Origin of the sequence: Sphingomicrobium aestuariivivum, from assembly GCF_024721585.1 — a bacterium.
In the GTDB taxonomy this organism is placed as follows: domain Bacteria; phylum Pseudomonadota; class Alphaproteobacteria; order Sphingomonadales; family Sphingomonadaceae; genus Sphingomicrobium; species Sphingomicrobium aestuariivivum.
In genome coordinates, this window is sequence record NZ_CP102629.1 from 334,064 (window position 1) to 354,321 (window position 20,258).

19 protein-coding genes are annotated in these 20,258 nt (G+C 65.8%); 4 read left to right on the top strand and 15 right to left on the bottom strand.

What is annotated here, in order from left to right; genetic code table 11:
- Positions 1-123: 123 nt before the first annotated feature.
- Together ahcY and NUW81_RS01560 are read right to left on the bottom strand one after the other, a co-directional pair.
- A complete protein-coding gene (gene ahcY, locus NUW81_RS01555; protein ID WP_245113611.1) occupies positions 124-1,521 on the bottom strand; it encodes an adenosylhomocysteinase in 1,398 nt (465 codons plus the stop codon).
- Positions 1,522-1,610: 89 nt separating this feature from the next.
- The gene (locus tag NUW81_RS01560; protein WP_245109687.1) at positions 1,611-2,177 is read right to left on the bottom strand and encodes a YqgE/AlgH family protein; all 567 of its coding nucleotides are present in this window, start codon (positions 2,175-2,177) and stop codon (positions 1,611-1,613) included.
- Positions 2,178-2,288: 111 nt separating this feature from the next.
- Between NUW81_RS01560 and NUW81_RS01565 the strand changes: the two genes are divergently transcribed.
- Both NUW81_RS01565 and NUW81_RS01570 read left to right on the top strand, forming a co-directional pair.
- The gene (locus tag NUW81_RS01565) at positions 2,289-2,768 is read left to right on the top strand and encodes a peroxiredoxin (RefSeq protein WP_245109689.1); all 480 of its coding nucleotides are present in this window, start codon (positions 2,289-2,291) and stop codon (positions 2,766-2,768) included.
- Positions 2,769-2,866: 98 nt separating this feature from the next.
- The gene (locus tag NUW81_RS01570; protein ID WP_245109692.1) at positions 2,867-3,223 is read left to right on the top strand and encodes a hypothetical protein; all 357 of its coding nucleotides are present in this window, start codon (positions 2,867-2,869) and stop codon (positions 3,221-3,223) included.
- 67 nt (positions 3,224-3,290) lie between these two features.
- Here the strand turns inward: NUW81_RS01570 and NUW81_RS01575 are convergent, their stop codons facing one another.
- Complete coding sequence (locus NUW81_RS01575) at positions 3,291-4,862, bottom strand: tetratricopeptide repeat-containing sulfotransferase family protein (RefSeq protein WP_245109694.1); 1,572 nt, start codon at positions 4,860-4,862, stop codon at positions 3,291-3,293.
- Between the two features lie 66 nt (positions 4,863-4,928).
- Here NUW81_RS01575 and NUW81_RS01580 point away from each other — a divergent pair, with 66 nt between their 5' ends.
- Entirely contained in the window at positions 4,929-7,370 is a 2,442-nt protein-coding gene (locus NUW81_RS01580; protein WP_245109697.1) for a TonB-dependent receptor, read from the top strand.
- A gap of 80 nt (positions 7,371-7,450) precedes the next feature.
- Here the strand turns inward: NUW81_RS01580 and NUW81_RS01585 are convergent, their stop codons facing one another.
- The 6 genes from NUW81_RS01585 to NUW81_RS01610 form a co-directional block, all read right to left on the bottom strand.
- A complete protein-coding gene (locus tag NUW81_RS01585; RefSeq protein WP_280638911.1) occupies positions 7,451-9,298 on the bottom strand; it encodes a M2 family metallopeptidase in 1,848 nt (615 codons plus the stop codon).
- A gap of 98 nt (positions 9,299-9,396) precedes the next feature.
- Complete coding sequence (locus NUW81_RS01590; protein WP_245109702.1) at positions 9,397-10,158, bottom strand: alpha/beta fold hydrolase; 762 nt, start codon at positions 10,156-10,158, stop codon at positions 9,397-9,399.
- A complete protein-coding gene (locus NUW81_RS01595; RefSeq protein ID WP_245109705.1) occupies positions 10,155-10,478 on the bottom strand; it encodes a hypothetical protein in 324 nt (107 codons plus the stop codon). The genes NUW81_RS01590 and NUW81_RS01595 overlap by 4 nt, the downstream gene beginning before the upstream one ends.
- Before the next feature lie 4 nt (positions 10,479-10,482).
- Entirely contained in the window at positions 10,483-11,508 is a 1,026-nt protein-coding gene (locus NUW81_RS01600) for an aspartate-semialdehyde dehydrogenase (protein WP_245109707.1), read from the bottom strand.
- Between the two features lie 73 nt (positions 11,509-11,581).
- Positions 11,582-12,301 carry a polysaccharide deacetylase family protein gene (locus tag NUW81_RS01605; protein WP_245109709.1) on the bottom strand — a complete coding sequence of 240 codons (720 nt, stop codon included), beginning with the start codon at positions 12,299-12,301 and terminating at the stop codon, positions 11,582-11,584.
- On the bottom strand, positions 12,291-14,510 hold the full coding sequence (locus NUW81_RS01610; protein ID WP_245113613.1) for a DPP IV N-terminal domain-containing protein: 2,220 nt from the start codon (positions 14,508-14,510) through the stop codon (positions 12,291-12,293). Before NUW81_RS01610 ends, NUW81_RS01605 begins: the two co-directional genes overlap by 11 nt.
- 88 nt (positions 14,511-14,598) lie before the next feature.
- Here NUW81_RS01610 and NUW81_RS01615 point away from each other — a divergent pair, with 88 nt between their 5' ends.
- Positions 14,599-16,779 (top strand): M28 family peptidase, encoded by a 2,181-nt coding sequence (locus tag NUW81_RS01615; protein ID WP_245109713.1) that lies wholly within the window; start codon positions 14,599-14,601, stop codon positions 16,777-16,779.
- 68 nt (positions 16,780-16,847) lie between these two features.
- Here the strand turns inward: NUW81_RS01615 and rplS are convergent, their stop codons facing one another.
- The 6 genes from rplS to rimM are packed head-to-tail and all read right to left on the bottom strand — an operon-like array spanning position 16,848 to position 20,253.
- On the bottom strand, positions 16,848-17,240 hold the full coding sequence (gene rplS / locus NUW81_RS01620; protein WP_245109716.1) for a 50S ribosomal protein L19: 393 nt from the start codon (positions 17,238-17,240) through the stop codon (positions 16,848-16,850).
- 11 nt (positions 17,241-17,251) lie between these two features.
- Positions 17,252-17,974 (bottom strand): tRNA (guanosine(37)-N1)-methyltransferase TrmD, encoded by a 723-nt coding sequence (gene trmD, locus NUW81_RS01625; protein WP_245109718.1) that lies wholly within the window; start codon positions 17,972-17,974, stop codon positions 17,252-17,254.
- Between the two features lie 31 nt (positions 17,975-18,005).
- A complete protein-coding gene (locus tag NUW81_RS01630) occupies positions 18,006-18,341 on the bottom strand; it encodes a DUF5818 domain-containing protein (protein WP_245109720.1) in 336 nt (111 codons plus the stop codon).
- Positions 18,342-18,374: 33 nt separating this feature from the next.
- A complete protein-coding gene (locus NUW81_RS01635) occupies positions 18,375-19,187 on the bottom strand; it encodes a TIGR04222 domain-containing membrane protein (protein ID WP_245109722.1) in 813 nt (270 codons plus the stop codon).
- Positions 19,187-19,717, bottom strand: a complete 531-nt coding sequence (locus tag NUW81_RS01640) for a glycine-rich domain-containing protein (RefSeq protein ID WP_245109724.1) — start codon at positions 19,715-19,717, stop codon at positions 19,187-19,189. The genes NUW81_RS01635 and NUW81_RS01640 overlap by 1 nt, the downstream gene beginning before the upstream one ends.
- Positions 19,718-19,749: 32 nt before the next feature.
- The gene (gene rimM, locus NUW81_RS01645; RefSeq protein WP_245109725.1) at positions 19,750-20,253 is read right to left on the bottom strand and encodes a ribosome maturation factor RimM; all 504 of its coding nucleotides are present in this window, start codon (positions 20,251-20,253) and stop codon (positions 19,750-19,752) included.
- Positions 20,254-20,258: the final 5 nt, after the last annotated feature.

Here is a 20,258-nt window from a genome sequence, read left to right on the forward strand (position 1 = left end):
AAAAGGGAATGCCTGCGGGGCACCTGAAGGCAAAATGAACGGGGACTGTCGCACTGGTGCAACAGTCCCCGCAGGTCGGAAAATCAGCGCCGCTCGCCCAAGGAGCGGCGGATTTGCACCAGTTTAATAACGGTAGTGTTCCGGTTTGAACGGGCCGTCCACCTCGACACCGATATAGTCGGCCTGTTCTTCGCTCAGCTTCGACAGTTCGACATTGAGCTTGGCGAGGTGCAGCTGCGCGACCTTCTCGTCGAGATGCTTGGGCAGGACATGGACGGTGTTGTCATAGTCCCCGCCGCGCTTCCACAGCTCGATCTGCGCCAGCACCTGGTTGGTGAAGCTGGCGCTCATCACGAAGCTCGGGTGGCCGGTGGCATTGCCGAGGTTGAGGAGACGCCCCTTCGAGAGGAGGATGATGCGCTTGCCGTCGGGCTTCTCGATCAGGTCGACCTGCGGCTTCACCTCGGTCCACTTGAAGTTCTCGAGCGCCTCGACCTGGATCTCGTTGTCGAAGTGGCCGATGTTGCCGACGATCGCCATGTCCTTCATCGCGCGGACATGGTCGACGGTGATGACGTCCTTGTTGCCGGTGGTGGTGACGAAGATGTCGGCGCGCGGTGCGGCCTCTTCCATGGTCACGACCTCGAAGCCGTCCATCGCCGCCTGGAGCGCGCAAATGGGGTCGATCTCGGTGACGATGACGCGCGCGCCCGCCCCCTTGAGGCTGGCGGCCGAGCCCTTGCCGACGTCGCCATAGCCGGCCACGCAGGCGACCTTGCCCGCCATCATCACGTCGGTGCCACGACGGATGCCGTCAACGAGGCTTTCCTTGCAGCCGTACTTGTTGTCGAATTTCGACTTGGTGACGCTGTCGTTGACGTTGATCGCCGGGAAGGGAAGCAGGCCCTTCTTGGCGAGCTGGTAGAGGCGGTTGACGCCGGTGGTGGTTTCTTCGGACACGCCCTTGATGTTCTTGACGGTCTCGGTGAGGTAGCCGGGCTTCTTGGCGAGGAAGGCGGTCAGCGCCTTGTTGAACTCGCGCTCTTCCTCGTTGGTCGGCTCGGGCAGCTTCTCGCCCGCTTCGACGCGCGCGCCCCAGAGCGCGAACATGGTGGCATCGCCGCCGTCATCGAGGATCAGGTTGCAGGTCTCGTCGCCCCAGTCGAACGTGCGGCCGACATAGTCCCAATATTCCTCGAGCGTCTCGCCCTTCACGGCAAAGACTGGGATATCTTGCGCGGCGATTGCGGCGGCGGCATGGTCCTGCGTCGAATAGATGTTGCAGGTGGTCCAGCGCACTTCGGCACCGAGCGCGACCAGCGTCTCGATCAGCACGGCGGTCTGGATCGTCATGTGCAGCGAGCCGGTGATGCGCGCACCCTTCAGCGGCTGCTCCTTGGCATATTCCTCGCGGGTCGCCATCAGGCCGGGCATTTCGGTCTCGGCGATGGTGATTTCGGTGCGCCCGTAATCGGCGAGCGAGATGTCCTTGACGATATAGTCGGTCACGATGGTCTCCAGCTTGGATCGGCAGGGCGGACGCCCCGCGGTTTCGCTAGGCGCCCTAGCGGGTTCGCCCCCGCCCTGTAAACTGGCGCCTGCAAACGGCCTCAGGCGGCGCCGCTGTCCGGAGAGAGGAGCGCGGGATCGATGCCCAGCGCTTCATAGGCACGCTGCCAGCGCGCGGGCGCCTTGTCCTCGAACAGGATGGCATCGCTGGCGGGCGCATCCATCCAGCCATGGCGGGTCAGCTCCTCCTCGAGCTGGCCGCCCGACCAGCCCGCATAGCCGAGACTGACGAGGAAGCGGCTCGGCCCCTCCCCGCGCCCGATGGCCTTGAGGACATCCTGCGTCGCGGTCATCCGGCACAGCCCGCCGATATCGACCGTGTCATGCCCGCCCCAGTCGTCCGAATGGAGGACGAAGCCGCGCCCGGGCTCGACCGGCCCGCCGTGCATGACGGGGGCATCGGGGGCATGTTCGAAGTCGAGGTCGAGCTGGCGCAGCAGGTCCTTCAGCTTCAACCCCTTGCGTTCCTGCCCGACGCCGATGCCGAGCGCGCCATCCTCGTCATGCGCCACCATCAGGATGATCGCCTGCTCGAACCGTGGGTCCCCCATCCCCGGCATGGCAAGGAGGAAGCGTCCGGTCAGGAAAGGCGTGGCTTTTTCGATCATTGCAGTCGGTCAACGCAGGGATGCGGCCTTCGGGACCATTGGCCGATTGCAACTCTGCCGAAGCCCGTGCTTTAGGCAAGGGACAGACAAGACAAAAGGGATCCCCACATCATGACCATTTCCGTCGGCGACCGCCTGCCCGAAACCTCGCTCAGCCTCGCCACCCCCGAGGGGCCGGTGCCGGTGAACTCGAAGGACTATTTCGCGGGCAAGACCGTCGCCCTCTTCGCCGTCCCCGGCGCCTTTACCCCGACCTGTTCAGCGCGCCACCTGCCGAGCTTCGTCGAGAAGGCGGACGAGCTGAAGGCCAAGGGCGTCGACAAGATCGCGGCCACCAGCGTGAACGATGCCTTCGTCATGGGCGCCTGGGGCAGCCAGGCCGGCAGCGAGGACATCGAGATGCTCGCCGACGGCAATGGCGATTTCGCCAAGGCGCTCGGCCTCACCATGGACGCTTCGGGCTTTGGCATGGGCACGCGTTCGCAGCGCTATTCGATGCTGGTCGAGGACGGCGTCGTGAAGGAGCTCAATGTCGAACAGCCGGGCGCCTATGAAGTGTCGGGCGCCGAGACGCTGCTTTCGCAGCTGTAAACGCCAGAACGAGGGCCGCCCGCGACGAATGAAGGAGCGGGCGGCGCCTTTAAAGCGTTGGTTCCCCGAAACAATCTTCAATCAAGGGAGCCAGTAGCATGAACAAGCAGCCGACCCATTCGCTCGACCAGACCGCGACGCAGGAAAGCCGCATCGAGGCGACGCGTCGCAATCTCGAGACGCGCGAAGATTTTCTCGGCTCGTCCTACAGGACCATCCGCGACAACCCCAGGACCAGCGCCGCCATCGCCGGTGGTGTGGTCGCGGCGGCCGGTGCGGGCGCATTCCTTCTCAACCGCCGCAACAAGATCGGCACCGCGACCGGTCACGCATCGTCGAGCGAGGACATCAACGATGCCGTGTCGGAAATGAATGACGACGCCATCTCGCAGCTCGATGACGAGCGTAGCGAAAGCATCGCCGAACAGAGCAAGGCAGGTTCGGTCGCTTATTAAGAGCTGATCACAAGCCATTGAGAAAAGGGGCTCGCAGCACGACGCTGCGGGCCCCTTTTTCGTGACGTCAGAAGAGTTCGGCGGCGGCCTCGCGCTCGCGCGCCATCCCGGCTGCGAGGCGGTCGCTGACATCGCCATAGCGGCGCCAGCGTTCGACCGAGCGACGATGCACCGGCTCGCGCACCTGCACCGAGCTGGCGGTCGTCACCGCCGCCTTGCGCCGGTGGAAATCGAGCAGGTCGTCCGACCAGTCGAGCCCGAGCCAGTCCACGATGCCCCTAGCCTCGCCCTCGAGGTCGCCGGTCATCGCCTCGTAGCGCATCGAGCGCAGCCGCGGCCCTGCGAGCCGCTTGTCGAGCAGGTCCATCAGCGCCTGCGCGCGCGCCACGAAATGGGCGGTCCATCCAAGGTCGTAATGATAGTCGTAATAGCCGAAGCTGGTGGCGAAGAGCTGGCGGTAATTGGCAATGGCCAGATCCTCGTCCCCGCGCCGCACGACCAGCACCCGCGCATTCGGCAGCGCCTCCAGAATATGCGGGACATAGAAGAAGTTGAACGGCATCTTGTCGATGAGATGCGAGCAGCCGGCAGCAAGCGGCGCGGTCTGCGCGAGATAGGCTTTTCCGACTGCGGCGAGGTCGCTTTCGGCGCCGAGTACTTCTGGCGAGAGCACCAGCGGACCGTCCGCCTCGCTGCGCCGACGCAGCGCGAAGGCAAAGTCGCTCAGCTCGCCCGCGCTGGAAATGACGTCATGACCGCCGAGCACCCGCTCGATCAGGGTCGTGCCCGAGCGCGGCATCCCGACAATGAACAGCGGCCCTTCCTGCGCGCTGGCCGTCGTTCGCGCCGCCTCCACCGCGCCGTTGATCGCGGCCGCAGCGGCCATGAAGAGGCGATCCACGCCCGCGCGGTCGTAGTCGATCCGGTCGCGATGCCGCGCCTTTGCACGCTCGAGCCAGTCCATCGCAGCGGCATCCCCCCCTCCCCGCTCGCACAGGCGCGCGGCGGCATGACCGTAATGCAGCCGCGCCACCGGATCATCGCTCGCCTCGAGCAACTCCCCGAGCATCGCGATATCGCCCTCGCCACCGCCGCCGACCTGCACGAAGCCGAGCCATGCCCGCGGCTGTTCGGGGTCGCGCGCCAGCATCGCCGCGAAAGTCTCGCGCGCGCCCTCGATGTCTCCGCAGAACTGCCGTGTGGTGGCAAGATTATAGGCAAAGGCCGGATTATCCGGCGCCGCCGCGGTCGCTTGTCGAAAAAAGGGGAGCGCCATCGAGACGAGATCGACGTGGACGAGCAGGACGCCGATCGTATCGGCCTCGAGCGCGGTGGCCGACGTCACCTTCGCCAGATCCAGCGCCCGCTCGCGTGCCTCGGCACGGCGCCCGAGCTTGAGACTGGCGCGCGCTTCGAGACAGCGCAGCGCTAGGCTGTCCCCACCGTGGGCGCGGGCCTTGGCGGCGATATCGAAGAGGCTGGCCGGATTGTCCCCCGACAGGGCGACTTCGCCGAGCTCGACCCAGGCGCTAGGGCACGCGCGGTTGCGCGAAAGCGCTTCCATGGCGGTGCGATAGCGCGCTTCCAACGATTGTTGCTGCACTGCAACATCGGACGGTCGTTCGTCGAATGTGAACATTTGGCCCTAGTCAAACAAAGTTAATCGGCGTCTTCTGTCCGCCTCTTTCCACAACCGGACACTGAAATGAAGCATCTGAACCTCCTGAAAACCCCTGCTGCCCTGCTCGTGGCGGCCAGCGCCCTGCCCTATGTCGCCCATGCGCAAGACGCGCAGCCGCAGGCGACCGACGAAGCGCAGGACCAGCTCGTCAGCGAAGACGCCATTGTCGTTACCGCTACCCGACGAGAGGGCACGGTCCAGGACGTTCCGATCAACATCAGCGCGGTCGGCGGCGAGGAACTCGTCGAGCGCCGCCTCGATGACCTTCGCGAACTCGCGCGCGCGGTGCCCGGCGTCTATATCGTCGACCAGGGCAACCGCTCGGGCACCCCGATCGTCTTCCGCGGCCTCAACGCGACCGGCCTCGGATCGTTCGACGGCAACAACGACGGCGGCGGCACCGTGGCCACCTATGTCGGCGAGATCCCGCTCTACGTCGACCTGCGCCTCAAGGACATGGAGCGCGTCGAATTCCTGATCGGGCCGCAGGGCACGCTCTACGGCGCCGGCACGCTCGGCGGTGCGATCCGCTACATCCCCGCACGACCGCAGCTGGGCGAAGTGTCGATGGCGATCCGCGGCGATGCCTATACCTATGCGCATGGCGACGGCATCAGCACCGACTTCGGCACGACCCTCAACGTGCCGCTCGGCGACAGCCTCGCCTTCCGCGCCAATTTCGACGTGCTGCAGGACGAGGGCTTCATCGACTATCCCTTCGCCGTCCAGCAGGCGGGCGTGTCGAACCCCGACGTCATTTCGGGCGACAACCTCCAGCCGCTCGAGGACGTCAACTATGCCGACATCATCACGGCGCGCGCCGCGCTGCGCTATGCGCCTGGCGACCTGCTCGATGTGACCGCCTCCTTCCACTATCAGGAAGACAAGACCGGTGGCCGCCAGTTCAGCCAGGCCCGCCTGTCGAGCTTCCCCGTGGAAATCGGCAAATATGAGAGCGCGCTGCGTGTGCCCGAGCCGAACAAGCGCACCACCACTCTGGCCAGCCTCGAGGCCGAACTCGATCTCGGCTTCGGCAAGATCGTCTCGGCGACCGGCTATTCGACCGCCGAGGACGACGGCCAGCGCGACCAGACCGACCTGCTGATCGGGCTGCAGTACAGCTACGAGGCCTTCCCCGAATTCACCTCCTTCACCAAGGAAGAGGGCGAGGAGAAGACCTTTACGCAGGAAGTGCGTTTCGTGTCCGACTGGGACAGCCCGTTCAGCCTGATCGCGGGGGCTTTCTACCTCGACCAGGAGATCGACACGATCTCGAACGAGTTCACCCCCGGTTTCGACCGGTTCGCGGTGGCCGAGTTCGGCGGGGTGCAACTGCGTCCCGATGCGCTCGAATATTCGGCGCCTTTCCTTGCCGACCTCACCGAAAAGGCGGTCTTCGGCGAAGTGAGCTACCAGATCACCGACGCCTGGCAGGTCACCGCGGGCGGCCGCTTCTACGAATATGAGCTGGAAACGCAGGCGGCGGCGGACCTTCCGCTGTTCCGCACCGTCTTCCTCGGCGAGGATCCCGACAGCATCATCTACGACTTCTCCGAAGGCGGACAGGAGGACGATGGCTTCCTGTTCAAGTTCAACACCTCCTACGAAGTGTCGGATGATGTGCTGGTCTACGGCACGGTCAGCCAGGGTTTCCGCATCGGCAACTCCAACTCGACCGCGCCCTGCCCCGACCCGCTGCCGTCGAACCAGATCATCTGCGCGCTGCCGAACGAAGTCGAATATACGGCCGACAAGACCACCAACTACGAGCTTGGTTTCAAGACGCAGTGGTTCGACCGCGCGCTGACGCTCAACGGGGCGATCTACTATATCGACTGGCAGGATCCGCAGATCGCCTCGGCGACGTTGAACGGCCAGTCGCCGATCACCATCAACGGGGCCGGTGCGCGTTCGCAGGGCTTCGAGATCTCGGGCCTGTGGGAAATCACCGAGAACCTCTCGGTGAGCGGCAACTACAGCTATACCGATGCGCAGCTGACCGACCTCAGCCCGAACATCATTCCCGTGATCTTCCCGCCGGGCTATGACAATGCCTTCGTCGACGGCCTCGATGGCGACCGCCTGCCGGGCAGCCCCGAGCATCTCGGCGGCTTCGCGGTGGATTATGACCGCCCGATCAGCGCGGACTGGGACCTGTCGCTGTCCTACGGCATGTATGCGCAGAGCGACGTGCTCACCCGTACGGGAGCGCGCGGGGACTCGCTCACACTGCCGGGCTTCGACATCCACCAGGCCTCAGTCGGCTTCGAGAACCGCTCGGGCACCCGCGTGATCCTCTATGCCGACAACATCTGGAACGAGTTCGCCGAAACCGGCGTGCGCGTGACGCCGGCGTGGGACCAGACCGTGGTCGATATCAACGGCGATCCCGTCTACCAGCGCAGCTACGGCACCTTCGTCGCCCCGCCGCGCCGCATCGGGGTCCGGGTCAGCCAGGAATTCTAGGCCGGCCCACAGCCCAAAGGAAAAAGCCCCCCGGGAGACGATCCCGGGGGGCTTTCTCCTTGCGTATGACCCGAGCCGCCTTAAGCGGTCGGCCACCCGCAATTCTTGCCGGCATTCTGCTCCTTGAGCCATGCCTGCAGCGGCGCGAAATATTCCTTCATCGGCTCGGCCGACATCTCGCGCGTGCCCGTGAACACCTCGAGCGCGTCGGGCCACGGGCGCGAGGCACCCATCGCCAGCATCGCGTCCAGACGCTGCCCGACCTGCTCGTTGCCATAGAAGCTGCAGCGGTGCAGCGGCCCTTCCCAGCCCGACATGTCGCAAGCGGCCTTGTAGAACTGGAACTGGAGGATGTGCGCGAGGAAGTAGCGCGCATAAGGCGTGTTGCCGGGGATGTGATATTTGGCGCCGGCGTCGAAATCCATCGCGCTGTCACGCGCAACCGGAGGCGTCACACCCTGGTACTGCTGCTTCAGCCCGACCCAGGCGTCATTGTAGGTCGCGGGCGTGATCGAGCCGTCGAAGACGCCCCAGCGCCACTTGTCCACGAGCAGGCCGAAGGGAAGGAAGGCGACCTTGTCCATCGCGCGGTCGAGTAGCAGCCCGATGTCCTTGTCCTCGCTCGGCACCTTGTCGGCATCGAGCAGGCCGATCTGGACCAGATATTCGGGCGTGACCGAGAGCGCGACGAAATCGCCGATCGCCTCGTGGAAGCCGTCATTGGCGCCGTTGAGGTAGAGATAGGGCTGCCGGTTGTAGGCGCGCTGGTAATAATTGTGCCCCAGCTCATGATGCATGGTCACGAAGTCGTCGGCATTGACCTTGGTGCACATCTTGATGCGCAGGTCGTCGACATTGTCGAGGTTCCACGCCGAGGCATGGCAGACGACATCGCGGCCCTCGGGACGGACGATCTGCGACTTTTCCCAGAAGCTGTCGGGGAGCGGGTCGAGACCGAGCGAGGTGTAGAAGCGCTCGGAGATCTTGGCGATGCCAACCGCATCGACGTCATTGTCGACGAGCAGGTCGGTGAGGTTGTAGCCGATGTCGCCGGCACCCTCGGGCGCGACGATCTCGTACACATTGCCCCAGCTCTGCGCCCACATGTTGCCGAGAAGGTCGGCGCGGATATAGCCCTCGTCGGGCTGGACGTCCTCGCCATAATGATCGGACAGTTCCGAGCGGACATAGCAGTGGAGGTCGTTGTAGAGCGGCTCCACCTCGGTCCACAGGCGGTCGTACATGGCCGAGAATTCCTGCGGGCTCATGTCATAATTCGAACGCCACATCGCGCCGGTGTCGTCGAAGCCGAGCTCCTCCGCACCCTCGTTGGCGATCTCGACGAGGCGGGCATAGTCACCCTTCATCGGACGGCCGACATTCTCGTGCCAGCTCTTCCACAGCTGCGCGAGTTCTTCGGGATTGCGGTTTGTGCCCATCATTTCCTCGGCGTCATTGCCGGGGATCTGCTCGCCGTTCAGCGTCGCCTCGCCCTTGCCGTAGAGCGAATTGAGCTTGGTCGAGATGTCGTTGAGTTCTTTGGCCGCGCCCTCGGTGGTCGGGGCCGCCAGCGTCAGGCCGCCGCGCAGGATGTCGAGCTTGCGCGCGGTGTCATAGTCGAGCCCCTCGACCTGCGCATATTTGGCAGCCTTGGTGGCATATTCGACGCCCTTCTCGGTGAAGATGGTGCCGAAATAGGAGGCAAGGCGGTCGGTGTCGTCGGTGATGTAGGTGCTGTTCACCCACTGGGCGCGGCCCGCGATGTCGGTCAGTTCGAGATATTCGGCCTCGACTTCCTCGACGAAGGCCTTGGCGCCGGCGGGGGTCAGCGGATGGGTGAGGTCCGCATCGGCGGTCAGCGCGGTCTCGGCGGCGGGCGCGATCGCGATCTCATTGTCGGCGTCGGTGGTGGCACAGCCGGCCAGCATCAGCGCACCGAGCGAAACGGTGGTGGAAAGGGTGAATTTCACGGGAATAAGCTCCTTGTTGCTCGCGGCGCGGAAACTGCGCCGTAACAGGAGCGAAATCAAGCGCCTGCGAGGAAGCCCGCCATGGCCTGCCCGAGCTCGGGCTTGGTCACGCTCGACATGTGGGTCCCGGGCACCTCGAATAGGTCGGCATTGGGCAGCGCCGCAACGAGCGCGTGCGGATCGCCATTGTCGCGATCCTCGGTGCCGCAGATCACCGCGGTCGGCATGGTGAAGGCCGAGAGCCAGTCATCTTTCGCATCGGTGAAGGTCGGCAGCAGGAGGCGCATGGCCTCGGGCACCACCTTCATGGTCTTCATGAAAGCGATCGCCATGAAATCGGGATCGCCGCGCTTGGCCACGTCGAAGCGGTCGAGCGCTTTCTGGAAGAAGGCTTGCCGCTTGTACCAGCCCGTCAGCCCTTCGAGCCCCATACCGCACAGCATCGCGCGGGCGGGTCGCAACCCCTCGCCCACCGCATGGACGGTCGTTCGCGCGCCGAGGCTGAAACCGCCGAGGTCATAGCCGCCGGGCAATAGTCCGAGATGGCCGACCAGTTCCTCGAGGTCGCGGGCGAGGATGCCCGCCTCGTAGAGCGCGGGATCGGTCGGCGCCTCGCTATCCCCGTGGCAGCGAAGGTCGGGCATGATTACCCGCCGCCCCGTCGCCGCGACCTTCGCGGCATGGCCATATTTGATCCAGTTGACGGTGGCGTTGGACGCCAGCCCGTGGAGCAGGAGGACAGGATCGCCCTCGCCCATCTCGTGCCAGGCGAGCCGCACGCCGTCCGACGCGGTCCAGTGGTGGGTCGTGGCGCTCATTGCTCGCGGTCCTTGGGGGTGACGTCGATCAGCGTCGGGTCATCCACCACCTCGCGCGCCTCGGTCTCGATAATCGGTGGGCGCCCCTGCGACAGCTTGCTGGCGATCATCCGGCGGGTCGCCAGCACCGCGACCAGCACCAGCGCGGCAAAGCCGAGCGAGATGTAAAAGATCGGCATCAGCTGCTCCTCGACCAGCCCGAGGACGAGCGTGACACCGAGGATTACGCCCCAGCGGCGCACCCAGCGCCCGAGCAGTACCAGCGTCACCGCATCCACCCCCGCGCGGGCGCGCTGTTCGGCACCGGGATCGTCGATCACGGGATCAGCCCTTCTGGAGGTGGCGTCGGCCGAGCAGTTCGGCGATCTGCACCGCATTGAGCGCGGCGCCCTTGCGCAGGTTGTCCGACACGCACCACAGGGCGATGCCATTGTCGACGGTCGAATCCTCGCGCACGCGGGACACGAAGGTCGCATAGTCGCCGACGCATTCGACGGGCGTGACGTAACCCTCGTCCTCGCGCTTGTCGACGAGCATGACGCCCGGCGCCTCGCGCAGGATTTTCTGTGCTTCCTCGGCCGAGATTTCATTCTCGAACTCGATGTGGACGGCTTCGGAATGACCGACGAAGACGGGCACGCGCACACAGGTCGCCGACACCTTGATCTTGGGGTCGAGGATCTTCTTGGTCTCGGCCTTCATCTTCCATTCTTCCTTGGTCGACCCATCGTCGAGGAAGACGTCGATATGCGGGATGACGTTGAAGGCGATCTGCTTGGTGAAGACCTGCGGTTCGGCGGGATCGCCGACGAAGATGTCGCGGCTCTGCGCGAAAAGCTCGTCCATCGCCGCCTTCCCCGCGCCCGAGACCGACTGGTATGTCGCCACCACCACGCGCTTGATCTTCGCGGCATCGTGCAGCGGCTTCAGCGCCACCACCATCTGCATCGTCGAGCAGTTGGGGTTGGCGATGATGTTGCGCGCCTTGTAGCCGTCGATCGCCTCGGGGTTCACCTCGGGGACGATCAGCGGCACGTCGGGGTCCATGCGGAAGAGCGATGAATTGTCGATCACCGTGCAGCCCGCCTTGGCGGCCTTTTCGGCATATTTCTTCGACACTTCCGAGCCCGCGGCGAAGAGCGCCATGTCCCAGCCGGCGAAATCGAAATGCTCGATGTTCCTGACCTTGAGCTCTTCGCCCGTGTCCCCGAAATCCACGCGCTCGCCCGCCGAACGCGAGCTCGCGACCGCGGCGATCTCGTCGATCGGAAAGGTCCGCTCGGCGAGGATGGCGAGGATCTCGCGACCGACATTGCCGGTCGCGCCGACGACGACGACTTTATAACCCATGGCTAGAGAACCCTTATGTGTCCGTTTCGATGCCTAGATGGGGCCGCGAGGGCGTAAGGCAACAGTCGCGCCCCTATTCGCGGCCTTCGAGCAATTGTGCAACCGTCCCGATGGCATAGCCCTCGGCGGCGAGCCGATCGAGCAGGATGGGGACCGCCTCGCGCTCCACTGCGCGCGAGGCGAACATCGGGTGGACGAGAATGATCGAACCGGGACGAACCTGCGCCATGATCGCGTCGACATAGGCTTCGGCGCCCGCGCCCGCGCCCGGTTCCTCGACGTCCCACGTAACCATCTGCTGTCCGTTGGCGGAGACGGCATGGCCGAGCCCGACGAATTTCATTCCGTAAGGCGGCCGGAAATACGCGGGACGCGGCGCGCCCGCCGCCATCAGCGCGGCATCGGTGCGGCGCAACTCCTCGAGATAGTCGGCGCTGCCGAGCCCCGCCATATGTCCGTGCGACCAGCTGTGATTGCCGATTTCATGCCCCACATCGACCAGCGCGCGCACCAGCTCGGGGCGCTCGGCGACGGCCTTGCCCTCGAGGAAGAAGGTCGCCGTCACGCCCCGCTCCTTGAGCAGCGGGACCAGCGCCTCGACGCCGCGCGCGGTCGGCCCGTCGTCGAAGGTCAGCGCGACGCGGCGCGCCTCGCGGGGGCCATGACAGACGATCTCGCCGGTGACCGCGCGGCACGGGACGGTCATCGCCTCGCGCAGCCCCAGCGCCGCGGCGGGCAGCGCGACGAGGAGCAGCGCCCCGCCGAAGAGAAGGCGGCGCTTCCTAGCGCGCACCGCCCTCGACTCCATTCTGCTCGAGGAAGCGCATGATCGTCTCCCACAGGTGCACCGAAATCTGCGGGCCTTTCACGCCATGCGCCTGCCCGGGGTAGAACATCATGTCGAACTGCACTCGCGCCTCCTGCATGGCGAGCGCCATCTGCGCGCTATTGTCGAGCACCACATTGTCGTCGCTCATCCCGTGGATGAGGAGCAGCGGATCTCGGATTTTCGCGGCATTGGGGAAGGTCGAGGCGGCCTCATAGGCTTCCGGCACCTCGCGCGGGTCGCCCATGTAGCGCTCGGTATAATGGGTGTCGTAGAGCTCCCAGCGGCTCACCGGCGCGCCGGCGATCCCCGCGGCATAGAGGCCGGGGTCCTGCCCCAGCATGTGCAGCGTCATGTAACCGCCATAGGACCAGCCATAGGTGGCGATGCGCTCGGGATCGACGAAATCGAGCGTCTTGAGCCACTCGGCGCCCGCTTTCTGGTCGGCGACCTCGACCCCGCCCATGCCGCGATAGATGGCCTTTTCGAACTCCACCCCGCGATTGTCCGAGCCGCGATTGTCGAGCTGGACCCAGACATAACCCTGGTCGACGATCCACTGCTTCAATGCACCGCCCCAGTCCTTCTGGACGGTCTGCACGTGCGGGCCGCCATAATGCTGGAAGAAGACGGGATAGCGCTTGCCCTCTTCCATTCCGGCCGGGCGGATCATCTCGTAATGGAGCGTCGCGCCGTCGGCGGTCTCGATCGTTCCGAAGCTCGAGGCCTCGTGGCTGTCGAGATAGGGCGCGTAAGGGTGATCGCCATCGAGCGCATTTTCCTCGATCCACGCGATCCGCTCCGCCTTGTTGTCGGCCAGATAGAGTTGCGGCGGCTGCGACGGGTTCGAACGCGTGACGATCCCGCGCCGCGCTTTCTTGTCCATCGACCAGTCGTAGCTGAACCCCGCCTGCGTCAATCGCTCGGGCGTCGCACCGGGCGTGCGATAATCGAGCGCGTAGAGATGCGTCTCGAGCGGCCCTTCGGCATTGGCGGTGAAATAGAGCCGCCCGCCGTCCTCGTCCACGCCATCGAGGTCGGTGACGACCCATTCGCCCCTGGTCAACTGGCGCCAGTCCCCGCTGCCGGTGTCGAGCAACCACAGGTGCCCGTATCCGTCACGCTCCGACCACCACAGCAGGCTGCCGTCCGAGAGAAATTTGTAATGGTCGCTGAGGTTGGTCCAATGCCCCTCCGCGGCGGTCTCGGTGAAGAGGATCTCGCTCTTGCCGGTGGCCGGATCGACCTTGAGCATGTCGAGCACGGTCTGCTCGCGGTTCTGCCGCTGGACGTAGAGGGCCTTTCCATCGGGCGCCCAGTCGACGCGGGCGAGGTAGATGTCGGTCTCCTCGCCAAGATCGACCTTCTCGCGTCCTTCGCCATCGGCCTGGATGATCCACAGTTCGTTGAGCACATTGTCGGTGCCCGCCGCCGGATAGCGCTGATCGAAGGTGGTCGTGCCGCCGCCGCCGATCGAGGTCCGCGTGACCACGCCCACAGGGCTCTCGTCGAAGCGCTGCACGGCGATGTAACGCTCGTCGGGGCTCCACCAGTAACCGGTCCTGCGGCCCATTTCCTCCTGCGCGACGAACTCGGCCTCGCCCCAGTGGACGAGTTCGCTTGTCTCCTCGGGGGTGATGGCGATGGGCGTATCGGCGATCCCGCTGACCCACAGGCGGCCCTCGCGCACGAAGGCTGCATAGCGTCCGCGCGGGCTGATCGTGGGGTTGAGTTCGCCCGCTTCGGTCTCGGTCAGGCGCCGCACCCCGCCGTCGAGATCTGCGATGTAAAGGTCGCCGTCGATCGGCACGAGGATGGCCTCGCCATCGGGGCTCCACTGGTAGCTGACAATACCCTTGAGGCTGCCGATCCGCGCACGCTCGCGCTGCATCTTCTCGGCCTCGGACAGTTCGGCACCCGTACCGACCTTCTCGCTGTCGACCAGCAGGCGCCAGTCACCGCTCGCGGTGTCGAGCGCCCACAGGTCGTAGCGCTGGCGATCATCCTCGCGCGGGCGCAACATGGTCAGCAGGCTGCCGTCGGGCGAGAGCTTTACACCGCGCGGGCTCGCGCCATTTAAATCGGGCGAGGCGAAAACGCGTTCGAGCGTCAGTTCCTCGGCGGCGGCCGGGCTGGTCATGAACAGGATCGTGCTGGCGAGAAGGGCAAGGCGCATCATAGCTCCGAAATATTGCGGTCTGCCCCGGTGATGACCGAGCCGCCGAATTATGGCAAGCTGCGCCGATGTAAGAGGGGGAAGTTGCATGACGCGTCTCTGGATCGGTCTCATTCTGATGGCCCTTGCCATCGCCTTCAAGGCCGAGCTGGTCGCACCTCCCTCACCCCCGGCAACCCCCGCCGCGAGCGCTTTCGATGCAGTGGGTGCCAAGGCGAGGCTCGCCCGCATCCTCGCCGACGGCACGCCGCATATCGTCGACAGCGACGAAGGAGACATTGTCCGCGAACGCCTCGTCGCCGAATTGCGCTCGCTGGAACTGGAGCCGCGCATTGCCGAGCATCGCCAGTGCCAAGCCTTCACCGACAGCGCGTTAATGTCCTGTGCGACCGTACGCAACGTCATCGTGACCATCGGCCAGAATGACGGCCCCACCCTCCTCCTCAACACCCATTATGACAGCGCCATCGCGAGCCCGGGGGGCAGCGATGCGGGCATCGGGGTCGCCACCATGCTCGAGATTGCACGGCTGATCGCGGCCGAGCCCGACGCGGGGCGCGCCGTCACCTTCCTCTTCAACGAGGGCGAGGAACAGGGGCTGCTCGGCGCTCACGCCTTCGTCACCGAGGATCCGGCCGCCGAGACGATCGACAGTGTGATCAACTTCGAGGCGCGCGGCACCGATGGTCCTGCGATCATGTTCCGCACCAGCCAGCCCAATGACGGGCTCATCGCGCGCTATGCCGCAGCCGCCGAGCGCCCCGTGGCCAACAGCCTCGGCGCCGATATCGCCACGCTCATTCCCAATTACACCGACGTCCGCGCCTTCGCAGACCGCACCGACTGGCAGAGCTACGACTTCGCAATCGCCTTCAACGAGGCGCGCTACCATTCGATGGGCGACAGCGTCGATGCGCTGAGCATCGACAGCCTGCATCATATGGGCAGCGAGGGGCTGGCGCTCACCCGGGCGATGCGCGCGCCGGCACCGGCCGCCGAAGGACGCCGCGTCTATGGCGACGTGGCGGGGCGCAGCCTCCTTCACCTCCCGCTCCTGCCCGCCAGCCTCCTCATGCTCGGTGCGATCCTTATCTTCTCGTTGCAGTGGTGGCGCAGCGATGGCCGCCGCGCGCTCCCGGCCGTGGCGCTGACCGCGCTCGCCGGCCTCCTCGCTGCCGCTGCGGTCGGCTGGCTCTTCCCAATGCTGCGCGACGGGCAATTCTGGCGCGGACAGCCCGGCATCACCTTCGCGGGCATATCCGTTATCGGCATCGCGGTCATGCTTTTCCTGCTGCTGCGCCAACGCCATTCGCGCGAGGCGGTCAGGGTGGCGGCCTGGTTGTTCCTGTCGCTAGCGGTTGGCGCCCTTTCCTTCGCCCTGCCGGGGGCACTTGCGGCGCTGCTCGTTCCCGCCATCATCGCGGCCGTCGGCATGTTCCTGCGCGGCCTGCTCGCCCGCGTCCTGTTCGTGGCGGCGGCGATGATCCTCTTCATCATGCAATTGCAGCTGGCTGCCCAGATCGAGGAAATCCTCATCGCCGGCCCGCTCTACGGCCCCGCGGCCTTCCTCGTCCTCGGCAGCCTGCCGCTCCTCGTCGAGCTGCTTCCCGCGCACAAGGGCAGCCGCGCCCCAGCACTGGCACTCGCGGGGGTCGGCGTCGCGCTCCTCGTGGCCGCGCTCATCTTGCCGCAGCACAGCCCGCGCAGTCCGATGCCACTCAGCATCATCCGCATTGCTGGCGAGGAGGAAGCGCCCGACCGCGCGTATGTGATCAACGACGGCGCCCCCGTCCCTGCCGCCCTCGACGAGGCGACCGACTGGACATGGTCCGATGCGCCTTTCTCCGAGCGGCAATATCTCGCTGCCGAGCTGGGCGATCGCGCGCCCCTCCCGCTGGTCATCGAACGGTTGTCGGAACAGCCTGAGGGCAATGGTCGTCGGATCGAGCTGCGCATTCGCGCCGATGCCAACCGGGTCACTATCAGAACCGAAGAGGCAGGCGCAATCCTAGCCATGGGGATCGACGGCCAGCCGATCGCGCTCGATGATCCCGAGGGCGAGGCCTATCTGCGCTGCCAGGGCCGCGAATGCCGGGACGAGCGCTTCACCATCGTCACCAGCGGCACCGAGCCCGTCCTCGTGCAGGTCTCGGCAGCGCGCTACGGGCTGACGGGCGAAGCTGCCGCGCTGGCTGACCATCGCCCCTCGACCCATGTCGAAAAGGGGACGGCAGACGGCACCTATCGCTACGTCGAGGGCCTGCTCTGAAGCCAAAGAAAAAGGGCACCCGCCGCAGCGGATGCCCTCTTCTTTCCGTCAGCCGGAAAAGACGTCGCTTACGCGTCGGTCTTTTCACCCTTGGCCGGACGGTTGTCCTTGCGCTCGGCGATACGCGCCGACTTACCGGTGCGGCCACGCAGATAGTAGAGCTTGGCACGACGCACGGCGCCGCGGCGAACCACGGTGATGCTGTCGATGTTGGGCGAGTAGAGCGGGAAGACGCGCTCGACGCCTTCGCCGAACGAGATCTTGCGAACGGTGAAGTTCGAGTTCACGCCGCGGTTCGAACGGGCGATGCAGACGCCTTCGTAGTTCTGGACGCGGGTGCGCTGGCCTTCGACGACGCGCACGCCGACGCGCAGCGTGTCACCGGGGCGGAATTCGGGGACCTTCTTGTCCTTGGTGAGCTCGGCAATCTGTTCCTGCTCGAGCGTCTGGATGATGTTCATCACTCAAAACCCTATTTTTGTCGCCGCGCACCAGAGGGAGACTGACCCGAACGCTCCCCATGAGCGTCCCAAAGGTCCGGCCTCCTTAGCCGTGTATCCTCGCAAGCCCGCTCAAAGCGCCACTTCGCGATGCGCGCATGATCCCCCGATCGCAGCACTTCGGGGATCGTGCGGCCCTCCCATTCTACCGGTCGGGTATAATGCGGATATTCGAGGAGCCCCGTCTCGAAGCTCTCGTCTTCTCCGCTAGAAGCCGCGCCCATTACACCGGGAAGCAGGCGAACGCAAGCGTCGAGAAAGAGCATCGCGGGGATCTCGCCCCCCGACAGGATATAGTCGCCGACGCTCACCGGCCGCACGGGCCGCGCCTCGAAGATGCGCTCGTCGAAGCCCTCGAAGCGGCCGCACAGGATCACCGCCCCCTCGCCCGCCGATACCTCTCGCACCAGCCCCTGTGTCAAAGGCTCTCCGCGCGGCGTCATGGCAAAGATCGGGCGCTCGTCCGCCACCGCGTCGATCGCCCGTCCGAGCACGTCGCATTTGAGCACCATCCCCGCGCCGCCTCCCGCGGGCGTGTCGTCGACGGTGCGATGCTTGTCCTGCGCGTGATCGCGGATGTTGCGCGCCTCGAGGCTCCACTTGCCTTCCTCAAGCGCACGGCCGGCAAGGCTGGTGCCAAGCGGCCCCGGGAACATGTCGGGATAGAGGGTCAGGACGGTGGCGCGAAAAGTCATGACGCCCGCCCTAGCGCGCCTCGCCCGAAGGTCAATCGCCGACGAGCGTGATCGAATGGGGGATCAGCGTCGCCTCGCCCTCCATGCAGAAGCTCGCATCGGCGATTTCGGCATCGATCACGACGCGCTCGCCAAAGAAGCGGTCCTCGCCATTGGCGGTCGACAGCGACCAGCGACGCCCGTCGTCTGCGGTCAGGATCGCACATTCGGTTCCCGCCGAGAGCACGCCCTCGTAACGGTTGAGACTGACCTCGCCCGCAGGACGCGTGCCGGCTGCACCGCCATCGCCCGACGGCAGCGGCGCAGGTTCCTCCACGGTGCAGGCGGCGGCGGTCAGGGTCGTGGCGATGAGAAGAATGTTACGCATGCGCCATGAATGCGCGAAGGCGCGCGGCGTTCCCTAGCCGCAGCCGCCGCAGCCACTACCACAGCCGCCATCCTCGCCGCTGTCGCCGCAACCCGACGAGCCGTCGCCCGACTGCGCCTGTCGCAACGCGTGGAGCGGCTCCCAGGGCGAGGCGACGAGCACGCCAGTGCCATAGAGCGCCACCGCCAGCATGACCTCGTCCTGACCCGGCGCACGCCGGAGCCGGTCCTCACGCTGGCGGGCAAGTCGCAGCGAGCGCACTGCGCCGCGGGTACGACGATCGAGCGTTGCCGCGCGGAGCAGGCCGATGACGAAGGCGGCGCCCATCAGCACCGCCAGCAGCCCGACGGGTTCGCCGAGCAATTGCCCCGCCTGCAAGCGCACCGCACCGAAGGCGATGAGCAGGAGGAAGGGCAGGAAGGTGAACAGCCGCAGCTGGAGAAGGTCGCCGCCCTGCGCGAGGAGCCCGCGACGTTCGAGCTGCTCGGCCATCGCGTCCGCATGCTCCCTCAGCGCCTTGAACAGGTCGGGATAGGTCAGGAGGCCCGTCTGGCGCAGCACCGCCTGCTGCGCGGGCGTCGCCCCAGCGCCGCGCTCGGCCACCATGAAATGCTTGTCGCTCATGGTCAGCTTGCGGCTGGCGATCAGGCTGGCGAGCTGCGCCTCGACATAGCGTTCGCGCCCCTTGGCAAGAAAGGCATATTGCTGGGGCTCGAGAGTGCCCGCCGTCTCGCCCTCCCCGCGCAGCCAGGCGGGAATGGCATAGGAAAGCGCGAACACCCCGAGCAGCAGCCCGAAATAAAGCCACAGGAACTCGGTCGCCGACAGGGCCGACATGTCCATCATCACTTCCCCCACCAGATCGCCGCGAACGCCGCCCCGAGGACCAGTGCGACCACGGCCACCACCTTCACCCGCTTGCGTGACAGGATCAGGACATCGGAAGGATTAACGCGAAAGGCTTTCGGATCGTCAACGAACCTTCGCCGTGCCGCGGGCCAGAGGTCGGCGGGCGGCACCTCTCCGAAGGCCGTCTCGTAGCTCTTCAGCGTTGCGGCATATTGATCATAGTAGCGCGTGCGCTCGGCAGCGCCGCCCTTCGTGGGCCCGTGATGCAGCGGGCGCCCGAGGACCTCCGGGCAGAAGCGCTGCCAATAGTCCTGCGTGAAGGTGAGATGGAGGTGCCACACCTGGTCGACTGCATCGGACGGGGTCACGGGATGGCCCGCCGTCATGGCGAGATAGCAGAAGCGCTTATATTCGCCGATCGCCCGCTCGGCTGTGGGGACGTCCCACCCATTCTCGCGTGCGAGCCGCTGGGCGAAGCTGAAGGCGGCATCCTCGGGCCCGATGCGATAGGCCTCGAGGCGGGCCATCAACGCGGGGTCCGACAGCGCCACCCTGTCTGTCAGTCGATGAAGGCGCGCGCGACGACGAGGCGTTCCGCATCCCATTCGGGCACGGCATTTTCGGTCAGCGGCACCATGAAGCGCTTGCCGTTCGGCTTCTCGATCTCGACGACGTCGCTGGCGCCGTAATTCTCGACCGCGACCACTTTACCGATCGCCTCGCCATCGTCATCGGCGACGACGGGCAGGTCCATGAGGTCGGAGAAATAGTATTCACCGTCATCGAGGTCGGGCAGCGCCTCGCGCACCACCTCCACGAGGCTGCCGCGAAGGCCTTCGGCCGCCGTCCGGTCGTTGACGCCCTCGAAACGGGCCACCGCGCCATTCTTGCCACCCTCGCGAACAGACAAGAGGCGCCGCTCGTCGCCACCGACGAACAGCGCCTCCTGTTTCTTCAGACTGGCGACACCCTCGGCAAAGAGCTTGAGGCGAACCTCGCCCTTGATACCATGGGCGCCGGCAATGGCGGCGAGCGCGATACGGTCGTCGGACCCGCCGGCCATGCTGG

Bases quoted from the DNA above. Each gene is read 5' to 3' on its own strand.
- NUW81_RS01560 (WP_245109687.1), bottom strand. From the start codon at position 2,177: ATGATCGAAAAAGCCACGCCTTTCCTGACCGGACGCTTCCTCCTTGCC.
- NUW81_RS01565 (WP_245109689.1), top strand. From the start codon at position 2,289: ATGACCATTTCCGTCGGCGACCGCCTGCCCGAAACCTCGCTCAGCCTC.
- NUW81_RS01570 (WP_245109692.1), top strand. From the start codon at position 2,867: ATGAACAAGCAGCCGACCCATTCGCTCGACCAGACCGCGACGCAGGAA.
- NUW81_RS01575 (WP_245109694.1), bottom strand. From the start codon at position 4,862: ATGTTCACATTCGACGAACGACCGTCCGATGTTGCAGTGCAGCAACAA.
- NUW81_RS01580 (WP_245109697.1), top strand. From the start codon at position 4,929: ATGAAGCATCTGAACCTCCTGAAAACCCCTGCTGCCCTGCTCGTGGCG.
- NUW81_RS01585 (WP_280638911.1), bottom strand. From the start codon at position 9,298: ATGCTGGCCGGCTGTGCCACCACCGACGCCGACAATGAGATCGCGATC.
- NUW81_RS01590 (WP_245109702.1), bottom strand. From the start codon at position 10,158: ATGAGCGCCACGACCCACCACTGGACCGCGTCGGACGGCGTGCGGCTC.
- NUW81_RS01600 (WP_245109707.1), bottom strand. From the start codon at position 11,508: ATGGGTTATAAAGTCGTCGTCGTCGGCGCGACCGGCAATGTCGGTCGC.
- NUW81_RS01610 (WP_245113613.1), bottom strand. From the start codon at position 14,510: ATGCGCCTTGCCCTTCTCGCCAGCACGATCCTGTTCATGACCAGCCCG.
- NUW81_RS01615 (WP_245109713.1), top strand. From the start codon at position 14,599: ATGACGCGTCTCTGGATCGGTCTCATTCTGATGGCCCTTGCCATCGCC.
- rplS (WP_245109716.1), bottom strand. From the start codon at position 17,240: ATGAACATCATCCAGACGCTCGAGCAGGAACAGATTGCCGAGCTCACC.
- trmD (WP_245109718.1), bottom strand. From the start codon at position 17,974: ATGACTTTTCGCGCCACCGTCCTGACCCTCTATCCCGACATGTTCCCG.
- NUW81_RS01630 (WP_245109720.1), bottom strand. From the start codon at position 18,341: ATGCGTAACATTCTTCTCATCGCCACGACCCTGACCGCCGCCGCCTGC.
- NUW81_RS01635 (WP_245109722.1), bottom strand. From the start codon at position 19,187: ATGATGGACATGTCGGCCCTGTCGGCGACCGAGTTCCTGTGGCTTTAT.
- NUW81_RS01640 (WP_245109724.1), bottom strand. From the start codon at position 19,717: ATGGCCCGCCTCGAGGCCTATCGCATCGGGCCCGAGGATGCCGCCTTC.
- rimM (WP_245109725.1), bottom strand. From the start codon at position 20,253: ATGGCCGGCGGGTCCGACGACCGTATCGCGCTCGCCGCCATTGCCGGC.